19 protein-coding genes and 1 tRNA gene are annotated in these 26,179 nt (G+C 52.9%); 8 read left to right on the plus strand and 12 right to left on the minus strand.

The features are described 5' to 3' along the window. Nucleotides 1-48 precede the first annotated feature (48 nt). Complete coding sequence (gene rplY / locus ACLHV9_RS16190) at nt 49-333, plus strand: 50S ribosomal protein L25 (protein ID WP_023312497.1); 285 nt, start codon at nt 49-51, stop codon at nt 331-333. A gap of 50 nt (nt 334-383) precedes the next feature. Here rplY and yejK read toward each other — a convergent pair whose 3' ends face one another. Continuing rightward, nucleotides 384-1,391, minus strand: a complete 1,008-nt coding sequence (gene yejK, locus ACLHV9_RS16195) for a nucleoid-associated protein YejK (RefSeq protein WP_028016284.1) — start codon at nt 1,389-1,391, stop codon at nt 384-386. A 134-nt stretch (nt 1,392-1,525) separates the two neighbouring features. On the opposite strand from yejK, the gene ACLHV9_RS16200 reads away from it, so the two are divergent. From ACLHV9_RS16200 to ACLHV9_RS16210, 3 genes are all read left to right on the plus strand, one after another. Beyond that, nucleotides 1,526-1,753, plus strand: a complete 228-nt coding sequence (locus ACLHV9_RS16200; protein WP_014884596.1) for a YejL family protein — start codon at nt 1,526-1,528, stop codon at nt 1,751-1,753. Nucleotides 1,754-1,772: 19 nt separating this feature from the next. Next, nucleotides 1,773-3,533 (plus strand): LPS biosynthesis-modulating metalloenzyme YejM, encoded by a 1,761-nt coding sequence (yejM, locus tag ACLHV9_RS16205; RefSeq protein WP_028016283.1) that lies wholly within the window; start codon nt 1,773-1,775, stop codon nt 3,531-3,533. 72 nt (nt 3,534-3,605) lie between these two features. Beyond that, nucleotides 3,606-3,682, plus strand: a tRNA-Pro gene (locus ACLHV9_RS16210). Between the two features lie 36 nt (nt 3,683-3,718). Here the strand turns inward: ACLHV9_RS16210 and ACLHV9_RS16215 are convergent. Next, nucleotides 3,719-4,906, minus strand: a complete 1,188-nt coding sequence (locus ACLHV9_RS16215) for an MFS transporter (protein ID WP_028016282.1) — start codon at nt 4,904-4,906, stop codon at nt 3,719-3,721. Between the two features lie 124 nt (nt 4,907-5,030). Further along, nucleotides 5,031-5,291 carry a DUF2534 family protein gene (locus ACLHV9_RS16220; protein WP_008500962.1) on the minus strand — a complete coding sequence of 87 codons (261 nt, stop codon included), beginning with the start codon at nt 5,289-5,291 and terminating at the stop codon, nt 5,031-5,033. Between the two features lie 208 nt (nt 5,292-5,499). Here ACLHV9_RS16220 and eco point away from each other — a divergent pair, with 208 nt between their 5' ends. Next, on the plus strand, nt 5,500-6,003 hold the full coding sequence (eco, locus tag ACLHV9_RS16225; protein WP_028016281.1) for a serine protease inhibitor ecotin: 504 nt from the start codon (nt 5,500-5,502) through the stop codon (nt 6,001-6,003). Between the two features lie 35 nt (nt 6,004-6,038). Here the strand turns inward: eco and mqo are convergent, their stop codons facing one another. From mqo to ACLHV9_RS16260, 7 genes are all read right to left on the minus strand, one after another. Continuing rightward, nucleotides 6,039-7,688: a malate dehydrogenase (quinone) gene (mqo, locus tag ACLHV9_RS16230; protein ID WP_028016280.1), complete on the minus strand. Its 1,650-nt coding sequence runs from the start codon at nt 7,686-7,688 to the stop codon at nt 6,039-6,041. Nucleotides 7,689-7,943: 255 nt separating this feature from the next. Further along, the gene (gene mgtE / locus ACLHV9_RS16235; RefSeq protein WP_028021368.1) at nt 7,944-9,380 is read right to left on the minus strand and encodes a magnesium transporter; all 1,437 of its coding nucleotides are present in this window, start codon (nt 9,378-9,380) and stop codon (nt 7,944-7,946) included. A gap of 144 nt (nt 9,381-9,524) precedes the next feature. Beyond that, nucleotides 9,525-11,168, minus strand: coding sequence for a multidrug ABC transporter permease/ATP-binding protein (locus ACLHV9_RS16240; RefSeq protein ID WP_407220832.1), 1,644 nt, complete (start codon nt 11,166-11,168; stop codon nt 9,525-9,527). Nucleotides 11,169-11,243: 75 nt separating this feature from the next. After that, on the minus strand, nt 11,244-11,894 hold the full coding sequence (gene alkB, locus ACLHV9_RS16245) for a DNA oxidative demethylase AlkB (RefSeq protein WP_028016277.1): 651 nt from the start codon (nt 11,892-11,894) through the stop codon (nt 11,244-11,246). Then, a complete protein-coding gene (gene ada, locus ACLHV9_RS16250) occupies nt 11,894-12,952 on the minus strand; it encodes a bifunctional DNA-binding transcriptional regulator/O6-methylguanine-DNA methyltransferase Ada (protein ID WP_108090812.1) in 1,059 nt (352 codons plus the stop codon). The genes alkB and ada overlap by 1 nt, the downstream gene beginning before the upstream one ends. Before the next feature lie 72 nt (nt 12,953-13,024). Then, nucleotides 13,025-14,083, minus strand: coding sequence for an FAD:protein FMN transferase ApbE (gene apbE, locus ACLHV9_RS16255; RefSeq protein WP_028016275.1), 1,059 nt, complete (start codon nt 14,081-14,083; stop codon nt 13,025-13,027). A 116-nt stretch (nt 14,084-14,199) separates the two neighbouring features. Continuing rightward, nucleotides 14,200-15,312 carry a porin OmpC gene (locus tag ACLHV9_RS16260; protein ID WP_028016274.1) on the minus strand — a complete coding sequence of 371 codons (1,113 nt, stop codon included), beginning with the start codon at nt 15,310-15,312 and terminating at the stop codon, nt 14,200-14,202. 743 nt (nt 15,313-16,055) lie between these two features. Between ACLHV9_RS16260 and rcsD the strand changes: the two genes are divergently transcribed. Together rcsD and rcsB are read left to right on the plus strand one after the other, a co-directional pair. Then, nucleotides 16,056-18,728 carry a phosphotransferase RcsD gene (rcsD, locus tag ACLHV9_RS16265; RefSeq protein ID WP_028016273.1) on the plus strand — a complete coding sequence of 891 codons (2,673 nt, stop codon included), beginning with the start codon at nt 16,056-16,058 and terminating at the stop codon, nt 18,726-18,728. A 16-nt stretch (nt 18,729-18,744) separates the two neighbouring features. Beyond that, the gene (rcsB, locus tag ACLHV9_RS16270; protein WP_003859405.1) at nt 18,745-19,395 is read left to right on the plus strand and encodes a response regulator transcription factor RcsB; all 651 of its coding nucleotides are present in this window, start codon (nt 18,745-18,747) and stop codon (nt 19,393-19,395) included. A gap of 66 nt (nt 19,396-19,461) precedes the next feature. On the opposite strand, the gene rcsC is transcribed toward rcsB, so the two are convergent. Both rcsC and gyrA read right to left on the minus strand, forming a co-directional pair. Beyond that, complete coding sequence (gene rcsC / locus ACLHV9_RS16275) at nt 19,462-22,308, minus strand: two-component system sensor histidine kinase RcsC (RefSeq protein WP_028016272.1); 2,847 nt, start codon at nt 22,306-22,308, stop codon at nt 19,462-19,464. A gap of 134 nt (nt 22,309-22,442) precedes the next feature. Then, nucleotides 22,443-25,079, minus strand: coding sequence for a DNA topoisomerase (ATP-hydrolyzing) subunit A (gyrA, locus tag ACLHV9_RS16280; protein ID WP_028016271.1), 2,637 nt, complete (start codon nt 25,077-25,079; stop codon nt 22,443-22,445). A gap of 146 nt (nt 25,080-25,225) precedes the next feature. On the opposite strand from gyrA, the gene ubiG reads away from it, so the two are divergent. Further along, on the plus strand, nt 25,226-25,954 hold the full coding sequence (gene ubiG / locus ACLHV9_RS16285) for a bifunctional 2-polyprenyl-6-hydroxyphenol methylase/3-demethylubiquinol 3-O-methyltransferase UbiG (RefSeq protein WP_028016270.1): 729 nt from the start codon (nt 25,226-25,228) through the stop codon (nt 25,952-25,954). The last annotated feature ends 225 nt before the right edge of the window (nt 25,955-26,179 follow it).

A 26,179-nucleotide genomic window follows, 5' to 3' on the forward strand; every position in this document is an offset into this window, starting at 1 on the left:
CTGCTGCTGGGTCGCCTGTAGTAGGGTTTTAAATACAGAGAGAAATCAATGTTTACTATCGAAGCAGAAGTACGTAACGTGCAGGGTAAGGGTGCGAGCCGCCGCCTGCGTAACGCTAACAAGTTCCCGGCTATCGTTTACGGTGGCGAAGCTGCTCCAGTTGCAATCGAACTGGATCACGACAAACTGTGGAACCTGCAGACCAAAGCTGAATTCTACAGCGAAGTTCTGACCATCGTTGTTGGCGGTAAAGAAGAAAAAGTGAAAGTTCAGGCTGTTCAGCGTCACGCGTTCAAGCCAAAACTGACTCACATCGACTTCGTTCGCGCGTAATCGCAAACTCGTCGAGAAAAACCCCGCTTCTGCGGGGTTTTTTGTGCCTGCTATTTACCGCCAGAAGTACGGCGCTGAAGCTGATCGCGCAGGTTCGGCGGCGTTCCTTTAATGGTCAGCGTATCGGTGGCAGGATCCCAGAAAATGCGTTCTCCCAGCAACATCGCATCAAAGTTAATGGTTAACCCGCCGCCACTGCCGGCAAACTTGGTTAACTGACGCAGCGTACTGCGATCCGCCGGGAAGCTCTCTTCAAGCTCATAGCCTTTATCCGCGGTGAACTCCTGGAAGCTGACTTCGCTGACGCCCGCCAGCTCTTTTGACAGCGACTCCAGCTCAATCTCTTCCCCCGCCTGCAGCTGTTCGTTGCAGTAGCTATAGACCTGCTGGCGCACGTTCTGGCGCTCAGATTTATCGAGCTGCGCTTCTGCCGTGAAGTCATCAACCGCCTGGAGCAGCCCTTTGTTCTGCGCTTTGGCGTTCAGGCCTTCGCTGGCGCCGAGGAAGTCCATAAAGAAATCCGCCACTTTGCGGCCCACGCGCCCCTTCAGGAAAGTCAGGTAGCGGGTCGACTCCGGGTTGGTTTCCCACTCGGTCAAATCAATACGCGCCACGATATCCGCATGGTTAATATCCAGATAATGCGTTGAGCTAATATCCAGCTGTTCGTTCACGCGCATGCTGCTTAAGTTATTCAGTACGGTAACCAGCAGATACTCTACGGCCAGATAGCGGTAGTGGCAGAACAGCACAATCCCGCCGTCGGCGAAGGGATATTTCGCCAGCTCGTCGCGCAGACGTCCGGTCGCGGCGCGGCTAAACGCCAGAAAATCTTCTTCGCCCTGACGTTGCAGACGCAGGCTATCAGCCAGTTCGCTCTCTTCACTGAACAGGCCATAGGCTTTATTTTTAGCGCTGTAGACACGGTGTAACTCCGCCATCATCTCTACAACAGTAGGCGTGGGTTCCAGTAACGAATCGCGCAGCACCACTTCAAGGGTTTGCTCATCACGCTTGATAAGCTGGTGCAAGGCAATCTGGTTGATTTCCAGACTCATGATAAACTCTCCTTTTAGACCGGGCGGTATTCAACCACCACCAGGGCATGTGTGCAACAACAGATAAAAAAGGGGAAAAAAAGCTGTTGCTACGGTAATATGTTGCCCTTTCATCAACAAACTGATTTTGATTTATGCCACAACATTCCCGCTACAGTGATGAACACGTTGAACAGCTGCTCAGTGAGCTGGTTAACGTACTGGAAAAACATAAAACGCCGACCGATCTCTCCCTGATGGTTTTGGGAAATATGGTCACCAACCTGATTAATACCAGCGTTGCTCCGGCTCAGCGTCAGGCGATCGCCAAATCTTTCGCCCAGGCTTTACAGTCATCCGTCAGCAACGACCAGGCCCATTAAGGGATACGAACAACAGTTTATGGTGACGAATCGTCAGCGCTACCGTGAAAAAGTCTCCCAGATGGTCAGCTGGGGGCACTGGTTTGCCCTGTTCAACATTCTGCTGGCGACGGTCATTGGCTGTCGTTATCTGTTTGTCGCAGACTGGCCAACAACGCTAACCGGGCGTATCTACTCCTGGATGAGCGTTGTGGGTCACTTTAGCTTTTTGGTTTTCGCCACCTATCTGCTGATCCTGTTTCCTCTGACGTTTATCGTCATGTCGCAGCGTCTGATGCGGTTCTTGTCCGCCATCCTTGCGACGGTGGGGATGACACTACTGCTTATCGACAGCGAAGTGTTCACCCGCTTCCACCTGCATCTCAATCCCATCGTCTGGGAACTGGTGATTAACCCCGACCAGAATGAAACGGCCCGTGACTGGCAGCTGATGTTTATCAGCGTCCCGGTGATCCTGTTGATTGAGATGCTGTTTGCCACCTGGAGCTGGCAAAAACTTCGCAGCCTGACCCGGCGGCGGCATTATGCCAAGCCCGTCGCCGCGCTCTTTTTTGTCTCATTTATCAGCTCGCATATTATGTATATCTGGGCGGATGCAAACTTCTATCGCCCTATTACCATGCAGCGCGCTAACCTGCCGCTCTCGTATCCAATGACCGCCCGTCGTTTCCTCGAAAAACACGGTCTGCTTGACGCGCAGGAGTACCAGCGCCGTCTGGTCGAACAGGGTAATCCGGAAGCAGTCAGCGTTCAGTACCCTCTGAGCGATCTGCACTATCGCGATATGGGTCGCGGGCAAAACGTCCTGCTGATTACCGTCGATGGCCTGAACTATTCCCGTTATGAGAAGCAGATGCCTGCGCTGGCCGATTTCGCGAGTCAAAACGTCACGTTCACCCAGCATATGAGCTCCGGTAATTCTACCGATGCGGGTATCTTTGGGCTGTTCTATGGCATCTCAGCCGGATACATGGACGGCGTGCTGTCTGCCCGTACGCCTGCGGCACTGATCACCGGGCTGAATCAGCAAGGTTATCAGTTAGGGTTGTTCTCCTCTGATGGTTTTAACAGCCCGCTTTACCGCCAGGCGCTGTTGTCTGATTTCTCACTGCCGGCGGCACAAAATCAGTCTGATGCGCAGACCGCCAGCCAATGGATAAACTGGCTGCAACGATACGCCCAGGAAGATAACCGCTGGTTCTCGTGGGTTGCCTTTAACGGCACAACGCTCGCTAACAGCAATAAGAATGACTTTGCGCGCCGCTACAGCCGCGCGGCTGGCGATGTGGATGCGCAGATAGGCCGAGTGCTTGAGGCGCTGCGTGAGTCAGGCAAACTGGATAATACCGTGGTGATCGTGACCGCTGGCCATGGCGTCCCGCTGGGTGACGAGACGAAGGGTATGAGTTGGTCTCGCCCGAATCTTCAGGTTCCGCTGGTGATCCATTGGCCTGGCACTCCAGCTCAGCGCATTACTATGCTTACCGAGCATAAAGATGTGATGACCACCCTGATGCAACGCCTGCTGCATGTCAGCACGCCAGCAAACGAGTATTCACAGGGGCAAGATCTCTTCAGTGCCACGCGCCGCCATAACTGGGTTACGGCTGCCGGGAATAACACCCTGGTGGTGACCACGCCTAAGCTGACGCTGGTGCTGAACAGCAACGGGAATTATCAGACGTACAACCTGCAGGGCGAGCGGTTGAAAGACCAGAAACCGCAGTTAAGCCTGCTGCTGCAGGTCCTGACGGATGAGAAGCGCTTCATCGCTAACTGATTAATAATAAACCAGTTAGCGATAGATTCCCTTGCATTCAAAACGGAATCGAGTAGTATTCTTTTCATGCGTCGGCACGTAGCGCAGCCTGGTAGCGCACCGTCATGGGGTGTCGGGGGTCGGAGGTTCAAATCCTCTCGTGCCGACCAAAAATACATTGAAAACCAGCCTGATGGCTGGTTTTTTTATTGCGCCTCACCCGGTGTTTTATGCAGATACGCCAGCGTAACAAGACAAATCACCGCTCCGGCATAAAAGGTGTATTGTGCGCCAAACATTTCCCAGATCGCTCCGGCGCTCACGCTGGCGATTAACAATCCCACGCCACTGACCAGGCTAAAAATACCAAAAGCCGTACCTCGCAGATCGGCCGGAGCGGTTTTAGCAACCATGGCCGCCAGCAACCCCTGAGTCATTCCCATATGAACGCCCCACAGTGCGACACCGACAATAATACCGATCCAGTGGCTACTCAGCGCCAGAACGACATCTGCGCCAATCAATACCATTAACCCCCACTGCAGGAGTCGAGTGTGGCTCATGCCATCAGAAAGCTTGCCAAAGGGATAGGCCGAGAGTGAATAGAGAACGTTCATTACCACCATCACCAGCGGAATAAACGCCAGGGGAACACCCGACTGTTGCGCACGAAGCACAAGAAATGCCTCGCTGAAACGGGCCAGAGTAAACACCGCGCCAAGGCCAATCACCCACCAGCACGCTTTCCCCAGACGCTTCAGATTCGCTCTTTTGATGGGGTTAGTGCGTTTGTGCTCGACAGGGGTTTTCGGTTCCTGCAGACCAAAATAAAGCAGTGCAACTGAAAGCAGGCCGGGGATGAGCGCTATCCAGAAAACGGTACGGAAATCATTATCCAGCAACAACATCAAACTCACCGCCAGTAATGGTCCGAGAAAGGCCCCAGTGGTATCCATCGACTGACGCAGGCCATATGCCGCACCGCGCATTTCCGGCGGTGTAACGTCTGCAACCATTGCGTCTCGTGGTGCTCCCCGGATCCCCTTCCCCGTTCGGTCCATCAGACGTGCACCTAAAACCATACCTGAGGAAGAGGCCAAAGCGAAAAGGGGTTTGCTTAGCGCGCCCAGGCCATATCCCAACAGTGCCAGACCTTTGCGCTGACCAAGATAGTCGCTTATCGCTCCCGAAAAGACCTTAATAAAGAGAGCGGTTGCCTCCGCCAGCCCTTCAATCAGACCGATGAATAACACGCTGGTCCCGAGCGTGGTCATCATAAAAAGAGGGAGCAGGCTGTGAATACTCTCTGAAGAGATGTCCATCAGCATACTGACGCCCCCCACAACCCAGACGCCTTTTGGGATCTGGCTGAGTACTGGAAACCTGGAAAGCATGCGCGACTCCTGCTTTAAAAACAGTTGCCTGAATGTTTACAGAATAGGATATGGCGGATTAAAAAACCTGAGGAGGAATAATGGGGCTATAAAAAAGCCAACCCGCAGGCTGGCTCATGAAGGCTTAGTGCTTTTCGCGTCCACCCAGGAAGAAAATACCCAGCGGGATAGCCAGCAGTACGGTGAACACCAGGCTGTAGACAAAGATCATTGCTGATTGCAGGACATACATGCTGGTCGTCCAGGCTGAGAGGGGGATGTTGTACTGTTCGATAACGCCAACAATGGTTGCCCGCCCAACGCACGCGGCAGCAATCATAAACACAACCAGTAGCGCCAGGAGGAACTTACGGCCTTCAGGTGTTTTAAGTTTTGCACGAACCATCTCACTTCCCTTTACAGATGAATAACATTATAAGGTGTTTAAAATAACACGAACTATCGCCAGACTCCATACCAGTACAAACAACCATTAAAAATACCAAAATTAAGTTTATAACACTAAGAATATTGAAAATGTAAGTAAATCAAACCAATCATTCATGAGCGCTATGCTAATCTGTTCAGGATCGTTTTGACATAAAGGAATGACAATGAAAAACGCACCTAAATTTGCCATCGCTCTGATCGCCGCCGCGTGCGTCAGCACCAGCGCTTTTGCCAGCGAAACCCCAAAAGAGCAGCCGCTGGAAAACGTTGCCCCATATCCGAAAGCGGACAAAGGGATGAAGCGTCAGGTGATTCAGTTACCGGCTCAGCAGGATGAAGCAAATTTCAAAGTGGAGCTGTTAATTGGCAAAACGCTGGAAGTGGATTGCAACCAGCACCGTCTGGGCGGTCAACTGGAAAGTAAAACCCTGGAAGGCTGGGGTTATGACTATTACGTCTTCGATAAAGTCACCTCTCCGGTCTCTACCATGATGGCCTGCCCGGATGGCAAGAAAGAGAAGAAATTTGTGACGGCGTATCTGGGTGACAACAGTCTGCTGCGCTACAACAGCAAGCTGCCGATCGTGGTCTACACGCCGGAAAACGTGGAAGTGAAGTATCGCGTCTGGAAGGCTGATGAGAATATCGGACAAGCGGTAGTACGTTGAAAAAAAGCCGGGTAATCAATACCCGGCTTTTTTATTTACAGCGCGATATCCGCAACCGGTTTGTTTTCCGACTGAGGTTTAAGCTCTGCTTTGGGCGCTGTATCAGCAGCCTGCGGCTTAACGTATTGCAGTTGCAGAACACGGCTGGTGTATTCCAGCTCCTGCTCCGTTGCTTCCACGTTACCGTTCAGCTTTGTACCGTAGGATGGAATAATAGTTTTCAGCTTAGCCTGCCATTCAGGACTGGAGACTTTATCTTTAAACACTTTTTCCATCAGGTGCAGCATGATTGGCGCAGCAGTAGATGCACCAGGTGACGCCCCCAACAGCGCAGCAATTGTGCCATCCTTATCGCTCACCACTTCGGTACCCAGGCGCAGCACACCCCCCTCTTTCGGGTCGCGCTTGATGATCTGCACACGCTGACCCGCCTGCCACAGACGCCAGTCTTCTTTCTTCGCCTCCGGGTAGTACTCTTTCAGCGCTTCGAAACGATCGTCGTCAGAGAGCATCACCTGGCTAATCAGGTATTTCACCAGGTCGAAGTTATCCAGTCCCACATCCATCATTGGCTTAACGTTAGAGGTGGTGGTTGCACTGAGCAGATCCCACAGAGAGCCGTTTTTCAGGAACTTAGTTGAGAAGGTCGCGAACGGCCCAAACAGCACCACGCGTTTGCCGTCAAGCATACGGGTGTCGATGTGCGGCACAGACATTGGCGGCGCACCAACAGAAGCCTGACCGTACACTTTAGCCAGATGGCGATTCACCACTTCCGGGTTTTCGGACACCAGGAACTGGCCGCCGACCGGGAAACCGGCATAATCGTCAGCTTCCGGAATACCGGATTCCTGCAGCAGTTTCAGCGCCGCGCCACCTGCTCCAATAAAGACAAACTTCGCCTTGATGACGTGCTCGGCTTCGTTGTTTTTCAGGTCAGCAACGGTCACGCTCCAGCTGTTGTCCGCGTTGCGCTTAAAGCCACGCACTTCGGTGCTGAGCTGCAGATTGAAGTTCTCTTTTTTCTTCAGAGACGTCACCAGCTGACGGGTTATTTCACCGTAGTTAACGTCAGTACCAATCTCAGTACGGGTTGCCGCCACTTTCTGGTTCGGGTCACGACCTTCCATAACCAGCGGGGCCCACTCTTTGATCTGAGCGTGGTCTTCAGAGTATTTCATACCGCGGAACAGCGTGCTCTGCTGCAGAGCCGCGTAACGCGCGCGCAGGAAGTTGACGTTCTGCTCGCCCCACACAAAGCTCATATGCGGCACGGTGTTAATGAAGGAGTGCGGGTCATGCATCACACCGCTGTTGACCTGGTGAGACCAGAACTGGCGTGAAATCTGGAATGCTTCGTTGATCTCTACCGCCTTCTCGATACTAATGGAACCGTCCTTTTTCTGCGGCGTATAGTTCAGTTCCATGAGTGCCGAATGTCCCGTACCGGCGTTATTCCAGCCGTTCGAGCTCTCCTGCGCCACGCCATCGAGGCGTTCGACCATGGTCATTGACCAGTCTGGCTGCAGTTCCTGCAGATAGGTTCCCAGCGTGGCGCTCATGATACCGCCACCAATTAAAAGGACGTCCGTTTCCTGCTCTTTTGGTGCGTCAGCTTTCGCCGCCATCGAGACGGTGTTAAGCCCCACGGCCAGAGAAAAGAGCATGGCAGTCATTTTTTTCATAATTTATGCCTTAGTGTAAAAGTGCTTGATGCGTGGAAATTGCAGGTGAAAAAAGCTGCGGGGGCACGGTAACAACTTTTAAATATTGTTTAAAGGTTACGAAATTATTGTAATTGTGAAATTTAATGATGGATTGTTTGTGGAGAATTACGCTGGCTGCTGGTACCGATTAATTTGCAAACGCAGTGAAAGGATTGGGTGTACTGGGCGGGATCATCATCATGGTACTGCTTCCCGCCCGTATTAAGCATCTGATTAAAGAAGAAAAATCGTTGCCAGTCCAAGAAAAATAAAGAAGCCACCGGTATCGGTGATGGCAGTGATCATCACGCTCGACCCCACTGCGGGGTCGCGCCCCAGTTTGGTCATCGTCAGAGGGATAATCACGCCCATCATTGATGCCACCAGCAGGTTCAGTACCATCGCCAGCATCATCACGCCTCCTAGCGCCATATCGTCGTACAGCCACCAGGTAATACCGCCCATAATGCCGCCCCATACCAGGCCGTTAATCAGCGCAACGCCCATTTCTCTTAAGATCAGGAAGGTAAAGTTGCCAGGCTGAATGTTCTCCAGCGCCAGCGCGCGGACGATCATAGTAATAGTCTGGTTTCCGGTGTTGCCGCCAATCCCGGCCACAATCGGCATCAGCGATGCCAGCGCGACTAACTGAGAAATAGTGTGTTCAAAACCATCAATCACGCGGGAAGCGATAAACGCAGTACACAGGTTAATGGCAAGCCACGCCCAGCGGGTTTTGACGGCCTTGCCAACGGATGCATGGACGTCGTCCTCCGCGCTGATCCCACCGAGAGCACGTAAATCGTTATCAGTTTCTTCGTACACCACATCAACGATCTCATCAATGGTCAGGCGTCCCATCAGCTTGCCGACAGAATCGACCACCGCCGCACTTACAAGGTCGTCACGTTCGAAGGTACGCGCCGCTTTTTCAGCATCGTCTTCCGGAGAGAAGACCATCGGCTCGGTCTCCATCACCTCACTCACCCGCCGTTGGGTACTATTGAGCAGGATCGTTTTCAGTTCCAGCTCACCGAGCAACGTTTTATCCCGCGAGGTCACAAACAGTTTATCGGTGTTATCCGGCATACTGCCGAGGCGGCGCAGGTAGCGCTGGACGGTACCAAGCGTAACGTCCGGGCGTACCGTGATAACGCCAAACTCCATGATCGCGCCAACGCTGTGTTTCTCGTAGTGCATCACCTGACGCACACGTGCCCGCTCTTCGGCTGGCAAAGAGGCCAGCAGGCGGCCGGTCAGATTACGCGGCAGATGTTGAACAAGGTAAATCTGTTCGTCGATATCCAGCGTTTTCAGCGCATCAAGAATATCCCGGTCGCTCATCTCGTCGATAAGGTCATCCCAGACGTTTTCCGAGGCTTCAAGCAGCACCTGGCCACGCTCGTGATCCTGCACCAGACGCCACAACGCATGGCGCTCCTCCGAAGGGAGCGCCTCAAGGGTATCGGCCAGGTCAGGCGGGGGTAAGTGGGCAACCAGCGCACCTACCTCAGCAATATCGTCGGCTAAGGTGCCGACATCATATTGCTCAGCCAGGGTCAGTTTGCCCAATAACGCAGAAGTGACCGCTTTATCGGTCGTGAGAAGCCAGATCAGTCGCGCGCGTTCCTGGTCACGCTGTCTGGCGCTGTTTTTCGTTAATACCGACATCAATCATAAATCCATGAAATAAGATGGTATTAAGCATAGCGCGGGGATATGTAAATAAGAATAAACAACAGGGCGGGATGGAGAAAAAAGCGGCATTACGGCCACGTTTTATCCCCTCTCCCTGTGGGGGAGAGGGTAACGGCATCATGCCGTACGCGCCACCGCGTCACGAGACGCCGCATCTCGCTCTTCACCGGTCAACTCGCTCAGTTTACCGTCGCGCATCTCCAGCAGACGGTCAGCATGAATGAAGTAATGATCGTCGTGGCTGATGGCGAAAATGGTTTTGCCCATCTCCTGCATCAGCGGCAGCAGAACCTGATAAAACTCGCGGCGGAAATGCGGATCCTGATCCGCTGCCCACTCATCCAGCAGAATAATGTCGCGCTCTTCCGCCAGCGCCAGCAGCAGCGCCACGCGTTTTTTCTGCCCTTTAGAGAGTTTCAGGTTGAGGATCTTTCCGTCCTGTAGCTCCAGCTTGTGCGACATCTGCAATTGTGCCAGCCATTTCTCCACCAGCGCAGGATTGGCCTGTTGCCCTTTAGGCCCAAGCAGTTGTTCAAACAACCAGACATCGGTGAACACCGCCGAGAAAAGCTGGCGGTAATCCTCAGGTTTCTCCGCGTTCAACGCCCTACCGTCCAACAAAATCTCGCCCAATTGCGGCTGATAGAGCCCGGTCAGCAACATTGCCAGCGTCGATTTACCACTACCGTTGCCCCCAATCAGGAACAACAGCTCACCGCGATGTATCGTCAGGTTGACCGGTCCTATGGAGAAGGCGTTGTCCCGATAGCGGAACGTAACGTTACGAAGCTCCAGCGTTTGCCAGTTGGGGAAGGCCTGCGGGCGCGGAAATTCGGCTTTGAACGGCGCAAGGTCGAATTTTTTGAGTTTATTAAACGTAACTTGCGCACTCAGCAAGGTAGGCAGTGCGCCGACAGCGGAGAGCAGCGGTGTGCGTAAAAACAGTAACGTTAATGAGTAGGTTGCCGCCACGTTGGTGTCCGCCCAGCCCAGGCTGTTCGCCATCCAGAATACCAGGCCAATGGCGCCCAGCATCATAATGTTTGACCAGTTCACCGCGCTCAGGTGGAAGGTATCGGCGCGAATGATATGGTGTCGGTATTCGCGCGCATCCGGTAGGTAGAGATGGTTAAAGATATGCTCGGCACGTTCGCGGTTCAGCGTCAGCTCTTTACGCCCTTCCAGCACCGTCTGGTAATCGTTATAGAGCTTATCTTCGGTTTCGCGCAGCACCGCCATGTGTTTATAGACGCGTGACACCAGCACAAAACCGCCCAAGATGGTAATGACTATCCATAGAGCAGTCACTGCCAGCATTTTGCTGGAGAGCCAGGCGAGATAGGCCGCAGAGCCAAAGGTCAGAATGATCCCCTGGACCAGTTCCGGTAAACGGACGAATGCAATAGTGATGGCGCGCACATCGCTGGTCAGTCCCGCCAGCAGAGAAGCACTTCCGAGTTGTTCAACACGCTCGACCTGGGTGTCCAGAATCCGCTTGATAAATTCACTGCGTAAACGAAAAACGAAATGGTGCCCAAGCGCAGTCAGCGCCAGCTGAGAGCCGAGCGTGACCGCCATCAACAACAGCAACAGGCCAAGAAACTCCGGTAAAACGGAGAGTGACGTGTCGACCATTTCAATCAAACGTACGTTAATAAATGCGATCAGGCCAATACCTAATGCGGCACTGGCAAGGCTTAACGCCATTACTGCAATGAAGGGCCAGCGATACTGACGCCAGACAAGAAGAATTAGTTGCATGCAGGCAATCCGGACAATAAAAATCAGCCAGCAGTGTAAACTGCCCTGCGGTTACATCAAGAATAATTCTTATTTTTATTTACTCTCTCCTGCCTGGCGAAAGGTCAGGTTAAATCGGTACTCGCCAGTTAATGGGTGAACCCCGGGTTTCAGAGGCTGAATGCCGTGGTAAAACAGCCGCGCTTCCCTGCCCCACACCACCACATCGCCATGCTCCAGCATCAGGCGCTTGAGCGGGTCGTTGCGGCGTAACCCGCCGAACTGGAAGACGGCAGGCAGACCCAGGGAGACGGATACGATAGGCGCGCGCAGGTCAGGCTCATCTTTGTCCTGATGCAACGAGAGCTTCGCGCCCACGGCGTAGCGGTTGATCAGACAGGCATCCGGGCGGAAGTCTGGATAATCCGCAGCCACTGCGGCCTCGTGGCAGAGAGACTGAAAAACAGCAGGTATGGGAGGCCACGGCTGACCGGTTAAGGGATCGACAGGGGCATACAAATAGCCCCGTTCGTTCGTCGCCCAACCGAGTTCTCCGCAGTTGGCCATTGCCACCGACATGGTGTAGCCTCCCGGCGTCACCATATGGCGAAACGGTGAAACGGCCGTTACCTCTTCAATACCGGCAAGCAGCGCCGCCGCACGTGAAAGTGCAAAGCGGCGGAGGATCACCGCGCCCGGAGCAAGGGGTTCCTGCCAGGGTTCAGCATCCGCAAAAAGATCGAGCATCATCCCTCCTGGTGTTCCGCCTCACGTTTCAGTAATAACGCTTTTCGTTCCGTTCCCCATCGGTAACCCGATAGCGCACCGTCATTGCGAACAACGCGATGGCAGGGGATCACAATTGCCAGTTTGTTTGCAGCACAGGCTCCGGCAACGGCACGTACGGCATTGGGTTTACCAATTGCTTTTGCCACCTGCTGATAACTTGCCGTTTCGCCGCAGGGAATGTCGCGAAGTGCCTGCCAGACGCGCTGCTGGAAAGCAGTTCCACGTATATCCAGCGGCAGTGACAGCGGCACTGCACGGTTATCAATACTGGCGATCACCTGGTGGGTCCGCAGCGCAAAAGCGTCTTCCAACGGTACGCGCTCTGCTTTTGGAAACAGCGTAGCAAGCTCTTCGGTTAATTCTGTATCGCTGTCACCCAGCAGTATCGCGCAGATCCCCCGCTCGCTTTCAGCAACCAGACAGCGTCCTAACGAACAGTCGTCAATGGCGTAACGCACGGCCACATCTCCTTTACGATACTGTTTCGCCGTCATACCCAGCGTATCGCTGGCTTTACGATAATAACTGCTGCTATCAGGAAATCCTGCCGCCAGCACGGCGTCGGTAATGTTGTCTCCCTGCGCAAGCGCCGTGCGCAGTCGCTGTCCCCGCGCCGCCTGCTGCCAGGCTTTTGGCGTCATACCCGTCACGGATTTAAACAGACGATGGAAATGGAAAGGACTCATGGCAACCTGGTTAGCCAGCTTTTCCAGTGTCAGGGTGGGATCCTGCTCCAGAAGGCGACAGGCGTGCTCTATTTTTGCCAGTTTCTGTTCCTGAGGATTACCTTTGTCCGGCATGCAGCGCTTGCACGGGCGAAACCCTACCTGAATGGCATGGTGGACATCAGCATAAAAGCAGACATTTTTACGCAGCGCGTGGCGGGCACGACAGGACGGACGACACACGATCCCCGTGGTCTGCACGGCAAAGACAAACTGTTCGTCAGCGCGTGGATCGCGGGCCAGCACGGCCTGCCAGCGCTCTTCATCGGTAATAAAGGTCGGGTTTTTCATCATCAACTCCTCTTACAAGCATACATACAGCGTGCCTGAGTGCCACTGATAAAAAACCCGCAACCTTGCTTTTTAATTTTTTTCGCTCACCAGGAAGCTGTTGAACTGCGGCGAATGCCAGGTTTTAAATCCGTCAGCCTCTTTGATGATCATATAAACCGCCAGCCCTTCCTGGCGAACCACCTCTTTGGCTTTCTCCGGTCCGAGTACCATTAACCCGGTATCCCAGGCATCGGCTTCCAGCGCAGTGGGTGCAATGACCGTCACCGAAACCAGATTATGGGTGATTGGGCGCCCGGTCTGTGGGTCAATGACATGCGAAATGCGTTTACCGTCAAGTTCGTAATAGTTACGGTAGCTTCCGGATGTGCTGATGCCATGCCCGTTGATATCCACCATCGCCTGCACGGCGTTTTGCCGATCGGTCGGCTTTTGGATGGCCACCCGCCAGGGCTTATCACTGGCGTTCATGCCGCGGCTCACTAAGGCGCCCCCCACAGACACCAGATAACGCGAAATCCCTTCCTGGGCCATCAGCGCTGCCAGGTGATCTGCCGCATAGCCTTCCCCAACCGTTGACAGGTCGACAAACAGATCGGGGATATCTTTTTGCAGGTACTGTTGACCGTACTGATTGATCACCGTCAGATGCTGTAGACCGGTTCTGGCACGGGCATCATCAATGGCTGCCTGATCGGGTGTGGTGACCGGCTGCTTGTTGGGGCCAAACCCCCAGAGATTTACCAGCGGTCCAACGGTGACGTCCATCGCTCCGCCGGTTTTGTAGCCCACGCGGAGTGACTCCGTCACGATATCGGCCATCGCTTCACTAACCGGCCACAGGGAAGTACTGCTTGAGAGATTAAAGCGCATCAGCGCCGAGTCATTTTTATACGTTGAAAGTAGCTGATCGTCGGCATCCAGTTGAGACTGTATTTTGCCACGGAGTTCGTCTGCGCGCGTTTTATCAAGGTTCATAACGCTGACGCGCCAGAAGGTGCCCATCGTTTTACCTTCAAGCACCGTCGCCGCAGGTGCATCGGCTTTCGCCACCGGCGGCGTGGAAGAGTCACAAGCGGTCAGGAAAAAAAAAGTAGCCAGAAAGCTGGCGCGTAAAAAAGTCATGTCCATTCATTATTATCCTCATGCCAGGGCGGCAAGAGTACACCAAAACGGGTAAGTTGTGAGATCCTAAAAAAACAGACTAAAAAGGGGCCATCAGGCCCCTTTGTCAAATTGCGAAGCGATTAGAACTGGTAAACCAGACCCAGCGCTACGATATCATCAGTACCGATACCAGCCTGTTTGGTGAAGTTGTTGTCATCCAGCAGGTTGATTTTGTAGTCCACATAGGTAGACATGTTTTTGTTGAAGTAGTAAGTCGCACCCACATCAACATATTTCAGCAGATCCTGATCGCCGTAAACTTCAATGTCCTTACCTTTAGACTGGAGGTAAGCCACGGAAGGACGCAGGCCGAAGTCGAACTGGTACTGAGCAACCACTTCAAAGTTCTGCGCTTTGTTGGCAAAGCCGTAAGCGGTAGTTGGGTTGCTGCCGTTAGAGGTACCGAAACGGGTTGCGTTGTAGGTCTGAGAGTACTGCGCTGCCAGATAGATGTTGTTGGCATCGTATTTCAGGCCACCAGAATAGACTTCTGCGTGATCGCCCTTACCGTATACGCCAGCTGCATTCTGGTCGGCGGTACGTTTGGAGGAGGACATTGCGCCGCCCACGCTGAAGCCTTCGCCCAGGTTATAGGTCACGGATGCACCGTAGCCGTCGCCGTTCTGGTTCAGCAGGCTGCGACCGTTAGTGTTTTCACCGCTTACGCTGCCGTTTTTGCCCTGATATTGCAGAGCAAAGTTCAGGCCGTCAACCAGACCAAAGAAGTCCTGGTTACGGTAGGTTGCAACGCCGTTAGCACGGGATTGCAGGAAGTTGTCTGCGCCGTAGGTATCGCCGCCAAATTCTGGCAGAACGTCGGTCCAGGAGGTTACGTCGTAGATTACGCCGTAGTTACGACCGTAATCGAAAGAACCCGCCTCAGCGAATTTCAGACCCGCGAACGCCACACGCGTCCAGGACTGGTTGTCACCTTCAGTGGTGTTGCCCTGGATCTGGTATTCCCACTGGCCGTAACCGGTCAGCTGATCGTTAACCTGAGTTTCGCCTTTGAAGCCAAGACGCATATAGGTCTTGTCGCCGTCGTTACCCTTGTCGTCAGAGAAATAGTGCAGACCATCGACTTTACCGTACAGATCTAATTTGTTGCCATCTTTGTTATAAATTTCGGCCGCATTTGCTGCGCCTGCTACCAGCAGTGCTGGTACCAGGAGGGACAGTACTTTAACTTTCATTTTATTAACCCTCTGTTATATGCCTTATAATTACCACTGCTTACTGGTTAACCCTCATTAACCAGTCGGCAATTTCATTCTCCGCAAAATTACAGAATAATCCAATGCGAATATGATACTAAAACTTTGAAGATGTTTCATTTATGCATCAACATGTTTCAATTTGTAAATATCAAGGAACTTTTACAAAGCACAAATAGCTTAGAAATTTAGCACGCATAATCAAACAGAAAAATCACCACATAAATATCAACGATTTACAATAAAATTCGTTACAGCACTGAATGACAAAACAAGATCGCGCCTAATCTCTAAAATAACCCCTGCTATCATCATTAACTTTATTTATTACCGTCATTCAGTTTTGAATGTCTGTTTATCCCTAATTCAACCGGATGCTTCGCATTCGGTTTTTTTTTACCTTTCTTTACGTAAATTTTCTTTTCCTGTGCTACCACCCTGAAATTGTAACGACTATTAACTAAATTCTCGCCGCGTATCCCCCGACGTGGAAAAAATGATGAAAAACTCAATTTCTTGTTAATTCGTGCTTTTTGCCATATAGCACTGTTTTATATTTGTACATTCCCGGTGAGTGTGTACATGTTTAGGACACTTTCCATCTCTGATATTACCTGTGGAAAAAGTCGTCGCTTCCAGACCAGTGGCGCTGGAAATTCAGTTATTACCCTTTATACTGCCCTATCGCGACAGAGCACGACCATCACAGGTTAGAGATATCAATGAGTCAGACTGAAACTACCGCCCCGAGCAAATTCTCCCTCCTCCCCGGGAGCATCACCCGTTTCTTTCTTCTTTTGATCGTTGTGCTGTTAGTCACCATGGGGGTTATGGTGCAGAGCGCGGTGAACGCCTGGCTAAAGGACAAAAGCTATCAGGTTGTTGATATCACCCATGCCGTACACAAACGCATTGATACCTGGCGCTACGCCACCTGGCAGATTTACGACAATATTGCGGCTGCGCCCGCAACCTCATCCGGGGATGGGCTGCAGGAGACACGTCTTAAGCAGGACGTCTATTATCTCGAAAAACCGCAGCGCAAAACGGAGGCACTTATCTTTGGCTCTCACGACAGTGCGACGCTGGAGATGACGCAGCGCATTTCGACCTATCTGGATACCCTTTGGGGAGCCGAAACCGTGCCGTGGTCGATGTACTATCTGAATGGTCAGGACAACAGCATGATCCTGATCTCGACGCTGCCGTTGAAAGATCTCTCTTCCGGGTTTAAAGAGACAACCGTGGGCAGCATCGTCGATTCCCGTCGGGCAGAGATGTTGCAGCAGGCAAATGCTCTCGATGAACGTGAGAGCTTCTCTTCCCTGCGTCGCCTGGCCTGGCAAAATGGTCACTATTTTACCCTGCGCACCACGTTCAACCAGCCAGGGCATCTGGCGACGGTGGTGGCCTTCGATTTGCCAATTAATGATTTAATCCCGCCGGATATGCCGCTCGACAGCTTCCGCCTTGAGCCAGACAGCAGCACACAGAATATGCGTGCGGCGTCTGACAAAGAGGCCGCAGAGAGCGTATCGATCTCTTTTAATGGCTCGAAAATTGAAATTGCCTCTTCGCTGAACTCAACCGGTATGCGTCTGGTGTGGCAGGTGCCGTTTGGCACGCTGTTGCTCGACACCCTGCAAAATATCCTGCTGCCTCTGCTGCTGAATATCGGTCTGCTGGCGCTGGCTCTGTTTGGCTACAGTACGTTTCGTTTCCAGCCGGGTCGTCAAAGCGACGCCTCTGCGGTTCCGGCGGGCACCACTAATGAGTTGCGCGTGTTACGTGCATTGAATGAAGAGATTGTTTCCGTGCTGCCGCTTGGGGTCTTAGTTCACGACCAGGAAGCGAATCGTACGGTGATGAGCAACAAAATTGCCGACCATCTGCTGCCGCATCTTAACCTGCAAAACATCACCACCATGGCGGATCAGCACCAGGGGGTGATTCAGGCCACCATCAACAATGAACTGTACGAGATCCGTCAGTTCCGCAGTCAAATCGCCCCACGCACGCAAATTTTCATTATCCGCGATCAGGATAGAGAAGTGCTGGTGAATAAAAAGCTGAAGCAGGCGCAAAGACTGTATGAGAAAAACCAGCAGGGGCGCGCGGCATTCATGCAGAATATTGGTGATGCCTTCAAACAGCCATTAAAAACGCTGGCAACCCAGGCGGCAGCGTTAAATACGTCAGAAAGCCACCAGCTTGCCAGCCAGGCCGACTCACTGGTTCGTATGGTTGATGAGATCCAACTGGCGAATATGCTGGAGAATGATTTCTGGAAAGGAACACCTACCCTCTTCTCCATTCAGAATCTGATCGATGAAGTGGTTCCGGAAGTCCTGCCCGTGATTAAGCGCAAAGGACTGCAACTGCTAATCAATAACCATTTATCCGCGAATGATGAACGTCATGGCGATCGCGAAGCACTGCGCCGCATTCTGCTGATGCTTATTCAGTATGCGGTGACCACAACGCAGATTGGCAAGATCACCCTGGAGGTGAGCACAGACGAGTCTGCTGAAGATCGTCTGACGTTCCGCATCCTGGACACCGGGGAAGGCGTCACAACGAGCGAAATTGATAATCTGCACTTCCCGTTCCTTAATGACACGCAGAGCGATCATTACGGCAAAGCCAATGCGCTGACCTTCTGGTTATGCGATCAACTGGCGCGTAAGCTTGGTGGTCACCTGAATATCAAGGCCCGTGAATCCCTCGGCACCCGGTACTCTCTGCACGTTAAAATGGCCGCCAATCCACAAGAAGAAGATGAAGAACGTCTGCTGGATGATGTTGTGGTGATGGTCGATGTGACCTCAAATGAGATCCGCAATATTGTGGTTCGTCAGTTAGAAAACTGGGGCGCGGCCTGCATCACGCCGGATGAAAGGCTGGCAAGTCAAGAATTTGATCTGTTTTTAACTGATAATCCGTCTAATCTTACTGCCTCCGGCTTGCTTTTAAGCGATGATGAGTCAGGCGTGCGGAAAATCGGCCCTGGCCAGCTGCGCGTCAACTTTAATATAAGCAATGCGATGCAGGAAGCTGTACTACAACTAATAGAAGAACAGCTGGCGCAGGAAGAGATAGCGGAATCCCCGCAAGGCAGCAATGAAAATGCCGAGCTTCACGCCAGCGGATATTATTCGCTCTTTGTTGATACAGTACCAGATGATGTTAAGCGGTTGTATACTGAGTCCGCTGCGAATGATTTTGCAGCGCTGGCACAGACAGCACACCGGCTTAAAGGGGTGTTTGCCATGCTTAATCTGGTTCCCGGCAAGCAGTTATGTGAAACGCTGGAACATCTAATTCGTGAGAAAGATGCCTCTGGCATTGAAAAATACATCAGCGACATTGACGCCTACGTCAAAAGCTTGCTGTAGCAAGGTAGCCTTATACATGAACAATATGAACGTAATTATTGCCGATGACCATCCGATTGTACTGTTCGGTATTCGCAAATCACTTGAACAGATCGAGTGGGTGAATGTAGTCGGTGAATTTGAAGACTCTACAGCACTGATCAATAACCTCCCAAAGCTTGATGCACACGTGCTCATTACCGATCTCTCCATGCCTGGGGACAAGTACGGTGATGGGATCACGCTCATCAAATATATTAAACGTCACTTCCCCGATATCTCGATTATCGTTCTGACCATGAACAACAACCCGGCGATTCTGAGCGCGGTGTTGGATCTGGATATCGAAGGCATTGTGCTGAAACAAGGCGCACCAACCGATCTGCCAAAAGCGCTCGCTGCGCTGCAGAAAGGCAAGAAATTCACGCCTGAGAGCGTCTCTCGCCTGCTGGAAAAAATCAGCGCAGGTGGCTACGGTGACAAACGCCTGTCGCCGAAAGAGAGCGAAGTACTGCGCCTGTTCGCCGAAGGTTTCCTGGTGACCGAAATTGCCAAGAAGCTGAACCGCAGTATTAAAACCATCAGCAGCCAGAAGAAATCAGCGATGATGAAGCTGGGTGTGGACAACGATATTGCCCTGCTGAACTATCTCTCCTCCGTCACGCTGAGCGCAACGGATAAGGATTGATTCCCTACGTGTGCCCCTCTCCCACAGGGAAGGGTGAAAACGTAAAAGGCCCTTGCGGGCCTTTTTTTATATCCGCGTTTTTCTCACGCGATCCGCATAAACAGACAGTGTCTGCTTCAGCACATCCAGCGTCACCGGTTTTGATAAACAGCTGTCCATACCTGACTCCAGGCAGCGCTGTTTCTCTTCCGCCAGCGCATTCGCCGTCACGCCCACAACCGGTAACGTCAGGCCAAGCTGGCGGATGCGCTGCGTCAGACGATAGCCATCCATATTCGGCATATTTACGTCGCTGAGAACGATATCAATATGATTTTTACTCAGTACATTCAGCGCATCCACGCCATCATTAGCCGTTTTGCACTGATAGCCAAGCGAACCCAACTGGTCGGCCAGCAGGCGGCGGTTAATCGGATGGTCATCCACCACCAGAATCATCATATCGTCATTCACCGACGCCAGAGACTCCGGTGACGGTAATCCACCCGCGCCGTCACTCTCTTCCAGATGCACTTTGTAGATGCGTGCCAGCAGGCTCATCAGCTCATGCGGCGTTGCTACGCTATGTACCCATTCTCCCGGCGCACGCTCAACCGGGATGCCGATGTGACGACGGCAGAAGAGTACCGTCCCTCTTCCCTGCCACGGCTGTTCCGGCATATCGTCGGTAATCAGCACATCGTCCACATCCGGTGTTTGACCTTCATAACGGGACACCCTCACGCCGCTGTGAGTGAGCAGCGCAGTGAGATAGTCATTCAGTGAAGCATTATGCACCGCCAGCCAGCAGCGCTTATTGCTCAGGCCGTCAACCGTCGTTTTTGCCGGATACTGAGCCGAATAGAGCGGAATGCGGATAGTGAACTGACTACCCATGCCGGGCTCAGTATCAACAGAGATATCGCCGTCCATCATGCTCACGAGCTTTTCACAGATCGCCAGCCCCAGCCCGGTGCCCTGGAAGTTACGCTGCACGCCGGTACCGACCTGGAAGAACGGGTCGAACAGACGAACCACTTCTTTCGCTGGAATACCCACTCCCGTGTCCCTCACGCGGATACTCAGGTAGTCTCCGGCCCGGCAAACGTGTAAAACAATACAGCCGATATCGGTGAATTTAATGGCGTTACTGAGCAGGTTAGAGATGACCTGCTGCAGGCGCATGGGATCGCCGTGCAATGTCAGCGGCACATCCGGTTCGATAAAACAGTAAAGCCCCAGCTGTTTACGCACCACCAGCGGCAGATAGTTGGCGCTGATGTGGTTCATCACCTCACGCGGAGAGAACTCACGCGGTTCGATTTTCAGCTGCTCAGACTCAATTTTGGAGAAGTCGAGAATATCGCTGATGATTTTCAGCAGCAGGCTGGAGGAGTTGTTCATCGCCGTCACCAGCCTGTCGACCCCTTTCGGCAATTCCTTCGTCTGCAACAGGTCGAGGTTACCGATAATCCCGTACAGCGGCGTTCGCAACTCGTGGCTGACGGTCGCAAGGAACATCGATTTCGACTGGCTGGCCTGCTCTGCCGCCTGCGCCATCTCCTGCAACGACTCTTCCATCTTCACGCGTGCAGAAACATCCACCAGCACGCAAATCGCCACGTTTTCATTGCGATAGCGGGAATGCACAAAGCTGATTTGCAGGTTAGTGTGCGTGCTGGTCAGCACGTCGACAAAGTTAACCTGCTGACCACAGATAATTTGCGTCAGCCTTTGCCGATCCTCATGCGTCAGCATGTTCAGGTAATTATGTGCCAGCTCATTACTCAGGATATTGGTCCCGTCCTGGGTACGCAGAATACAGATCCCCACCGGCGCCGAGGCAACAATCTTGCGGTTAAACTGCTCGTGTTCCTCCAGCCGCTGGGCGTCGCTTTCGGCAGGAATAAAGATTTTCCGCTCATACATGCGCGCCAGCGTGAACAGCGCGCCCCCCACCAGCAGGTTGAGCAGAATCGCATTCATGATAAGAATACGTATCCGCTCAAGCACCATATCCACCGGCAGCGAATAGACGATACTCAGCGACGAAGGCGGCAGGCTCTTCTTCAGCACCAGTTCGCGGAACCCCGAGGTATAACCAAACCACGATCGCTCCTGCATCCAGTGCGGATCGACGTTTAAACGGTTGTCCGGCCCGGCAAGGGAGATAAGCTGATGTCCATTTTCATCAAGAATAGTCACCCCCATTGGCAGACTGCCCGGGGTGAAGAAGTTTTCCATGCGAATGGTCTGTTCAATCCCCAGCAGCGCCTGCAGGCGATTGCCCAGATACACCGGCGTCAGGGCGTAGAAATAACCCACCCCCGTGCGCGGGCCCTGGCTTATCCAGAAGATGTTATTTCCGCGCTCATCCTGCGGTGCATTGCGGTATTTCACGATGCGTTCGTGCAGGCTTTTCAACGCATCATCACGCTCGACGGGAAGATCGCGCAGGCCAAAATCCGCCACGCAGAGATTTTCACTGCCAATCAGGAACACGCGATTGAGGTCATAAGCAGCAGAAAAATTGTCGCGCCAGTAGCGCATAAACCAGGCAAGAGATTCCAGTGACCCACGCCAGGTATTGCTCATGGTGGAACAATCGGAATCCGGGAACAACGGCTGGAAGTCCGGGACTTCGGTTTTGTCGTTACGACCGCGAAGAGCAAGAATACCATTTTCCGCCGTCAGACGATTTTCAGCAATGTACTTCAGCTCCTTCATTACATCAGACGTTCGCTGAATGTAGCGCTGTGCCTGGTCGGAGCTTAAATTAAACTCCTGGCGGATCTCCGCTTCTTTCTGATGCAGCGCGTTAACGATGTAAAACACCGAGAACAATGCCACCAGCAGCCAAAGCAAGAGCGCCAGCGCCCGAAACAGATAGCGAGAAACTTTCAGCGTAGTACGAAAGGAGACGAGGTATTTCAAAGGGGCGAGGCTCCGCCGTCGGGGTCAAAAGATGTGGTTAAGGTAGCGGTAAACGCGCCTTGTCGCAACGTTGAGTTATCTGCTTCTGCAAAAGAAAAGGGCCGGAATCCGGCCCTTTTTTGCATCATGCAATATTACTCGTCAGCGTCATCCGCTGCATCGTCGTCGGTGTCGGTTTCCGGTGCGATATCATCATCACCTTCAGCGACGCTGCCGTCGATGGAATCGAGCTCTTCGTCGTCCACCGGCTCTGCAACACGCTGCAGACCCACAACGTTTTCATCTTCCGCAGTACGGATGAGGATCACGCCCTGGGTGTTACGACCCACCACGCTGATCTCAGAAACGCGCGTACGCACCAGCGTACCGGCATCGGTGATCATCATGATCTGGTCGGTATCATCTACCTGAACCGCGCCCACAACGGAACCGTTGCGCTCGGTCACTTTGATAGAGATAACGCCCTGCGTGCCGCGAGACTTGGTTGGGTATTCCCCTTCCGCCGTACGTTTACCGTAACCATTCTGCGTCACGGTCAGGATAGCCCCTTCACCGCGCGGAATAATCAGGGAAACCACAGAGTCTTCACCAGCCAGCTTGATACCACGAACGCCCGTAGCGGTACGCCCCATTGCACGGACGGCGTTCTCTTTAAAGCGCACCACTTTACCGGCCGCAGAGAACAGCATCACTTCATCCGAACCGGAGGTCAGATCGACGCCAATCAGCTCATCGCCTTCGTTCAGGTTCACCGCGATGATACCGGCAGAGCGTGGACGGCTGAACTCGGTGAGCGCGGTTTTCTTCACGGTACCGCTGGCGGTCGCCATAAAGACGTTCACACCCTCTTCGTACTCGCGTACCGGCAGAATGGCGGTAATACGTTCGTTCGCTTCCAGCGGCAGCAGGTTAACGATTGGACGACCACGTGCGCCACGGCTCGCTTCCGGCAACTGGTAGACCTTCATCCAGTACAGACGACCACGGCTTGAGAAGCAGAGGATCGTGTCATGGGTGTTCGCCACCAGCAGGCGGTCAATAAAGTCTTCTTCTTTAATACGTGCCGCAGACTTGCCTTTACCGCCACGACGTTGTGCTTCGTAGTCGGTTAACGGCTGATACTTCACGTAGCCCTGGTGAGACAGGGTCACAACAACGTCTTCCTGGTTGATCAGGTCTTCGATGTTGATGTCCGCGGTGTTCGCGGTGATTTCGGTGCGACGCTCATCGCCGAACTGATCGCGGACCAGCTCCAGCTCTTCACGGATCACTTCCATCAGACGTTCTGCGCTACCCAGGATGTGCAGCAGCTCAGCAATCTGTTCCAGCAGTTCTTTGTATTCGTCGAGCAGTTTTTCATGCTCAAGGCCGGTCAGTTTCTGCAGACGCAGATCCAGAATCGCCTGAGCCTGCTGTTCAGTCAGGTAGTATTGACCGTCACGCACGCCGAACTCAGGTTCCAGCCACTCAGGACGCGCAGCATCATCACCCGCACGTTCCAGCATCGCTGCAACGTTACCCAGATCCCACGGACGGGAAATCAGTGCCGCTTTCGCTTCTGCCGGGGTTGGCGCACGACGGATCAGTTCGATGATCGGGTCGATGTTTGCCAGGGCAACCGCCAGCGCCTCAAGGATGTGCGCACGGTCGCGCGCTTTGCGCAGTTCAAAGATGGTACGACGAGTCACCACTTCACGGCGGTGACGCACGAACGCGCTCAGGATCTCTTTCAGGTTCATGATCTTCGGCTGACCATGGTGCAGTGCAACCATGTTGATACCGAAGGAAACCTGGAGCTGAGTCTGGGAGTACAGGTTGTTCAGAACAACTTCACCCACCGCGTCGCGTTTGATTTCAATCACGATGCGCATGCCGTCTTTATCAGACTCATCACGCAGCGCGCTGATACCTTCAACACGTTTTTCTTTTACCAGCTCGGCGATTTTTTCAATCAGACGCGCTTTGTTCACCTGATACGGGATCTCGTGAACAATGATCGTTTCACGGCCGGTTTTGGCGTCCGCTTCCACTTCTGCACGGGCACGGATGTAAATTTTGCCGCGACCGGTGCGGTACGCTTCTTCAATACCACGACGACCGTTGATGATCGCCGCCGTCGGGAAGTCCGGGCCCGGGATGTGTTCCATCAGCCCTTCAATGCTGATGTCTTCATCGTCGATATACGCCAGGCAACCGTTGATCACTTCCGTGATGTTGTGTGGCGGAATGTTGGTTGCCATACCGACGGCGATACCGGACGAACCGTTCACCAGCAGGTTAGGAATTTTCGTTGGCATAACGTCAGGAATTTTTTCCGTGCCGTCGTAGTTATCAACGAAATCAACCGTCTCTTTTTCCAGGTCGGCCATCAGCTCATGGGCAATCTTCGCCAGACGGATTTCCGTATAACGCATTGCCGCGGCGGAGTCGCCGTCGATAGAACCAAAGTTACCCTGACCATCTACCAGCATGTAACGCAGCGAGAATGGCTGCGCCATACGGACGATAGTGTCGTACACCGCGGAATCACCATGAGGATGGTATTTACCGATTACGTCACCAACGACACGGGCAGATTTTTTGTAGGCTTTATTCCAGTCATTGCCCAATACGTTCATGGCGTATAGTACGCGACGGTGTACCGGCTTCAGGCCATCGCGGACGTCCGGCAGCGCACGGCCAACAATGACCGACATCGCATAGTCCAGATAGGAGCTCTTCAGCTCTTCCTCGATGTTAACCGGTGTAATTTCTCTCGCAAGGTCGCTCATCTAACCGCTATCCCTCTACTGTATCCCGGATTCAAAGGTCGCAAATTATAACACAGCCGAGGTGATTGAGGTAAACCTATACGCTTTATTCACAGGGATTGCCTGATATACTCATTCGTCTTGCTAAATAAGGAGTAAAAGCGCCCATGAATGCCGAAAAATCCCCGGTGTCTCACAACGTTGACCATGAAGAGATTGCCAAATTTGAAGCGGTGGCGTCCCGCTGGTGGGATCTCGAGGGTGAGTTCAAACCTCTGCACCGTATTAACCCGCTGCGTCTGGGCTATATCGCGGAGCGTTCCGGCGGTCTGTTCGGTAAGAAAGTGCTCGATGTCGGTTGCGGTGGCGGTATCCTGGCAGAGAGCATGGCGCGCGAAGGGGCTACTGTCACTGGTCTGGACATGGGCTTTGAGCCGCTGCAGGTTGCCCGTCTCCATGCCCTGGAGTCCGGCATAAAGGTGGAATACGTGCAGGAAACCGTGGAAGAGCACGCGGCCAAACATGCGCATCAGTACGATGTGGTGACCTGCATGGAGATGCTGGAGCACGTTCCCGATCCGCAGTCCGTGGTGCACGCCTGCGCAAAACTGGTGAAACCGGGCGGCCAGGTCTTCTTCTCGACCATCAACCGTAATGGTAAAGCCTGGCTGATGGCCGTCGTCGGCGCAGAGTATGTGCTTCGCATGGTGCCGAAAGGGACACACGACGTGAAGAAATTCATTAAGCCTGCTGAGTTACTGAGCTGGGTTGACCAGACGTGGCTTAAAGAGCAACACATCACCGGTCTGCATTTCAATCCATTGACCGATAAATTCAAACTCGCACCGGGCGTGGATGTTAACTATATGTTGCATACAACCGCCAAAAACGACTAACGTCATCTGTTATTCTTATAAAGATTGCGCGACATCATGTTGCGCAATTCTGACCTCTCGTTGAAGAAATCAGCACTCGATCAAATTTTGAATTTTTTTTCTTAATTATTGACATGTCTTCCAGGCCTTACGGTACGAGGACTTACGCTTTTTTACCCTTTCACAACCTCAATTTAACGTCAAAATCAACCCTTGTGCTGAAAAGAATCGATACTAGAATACTCA

Origin of the sequence: Enterobacter sp. CPE_E890 (assembly GCF_046521475.1) — a bacterium.
Classification (GTDB): Bacteria; Pseudomonadota; Gammaproteobacteria; order Enterobacterales; family Enterobacteriaceae; genus Enterobacter; species Enterobacter adelaidei.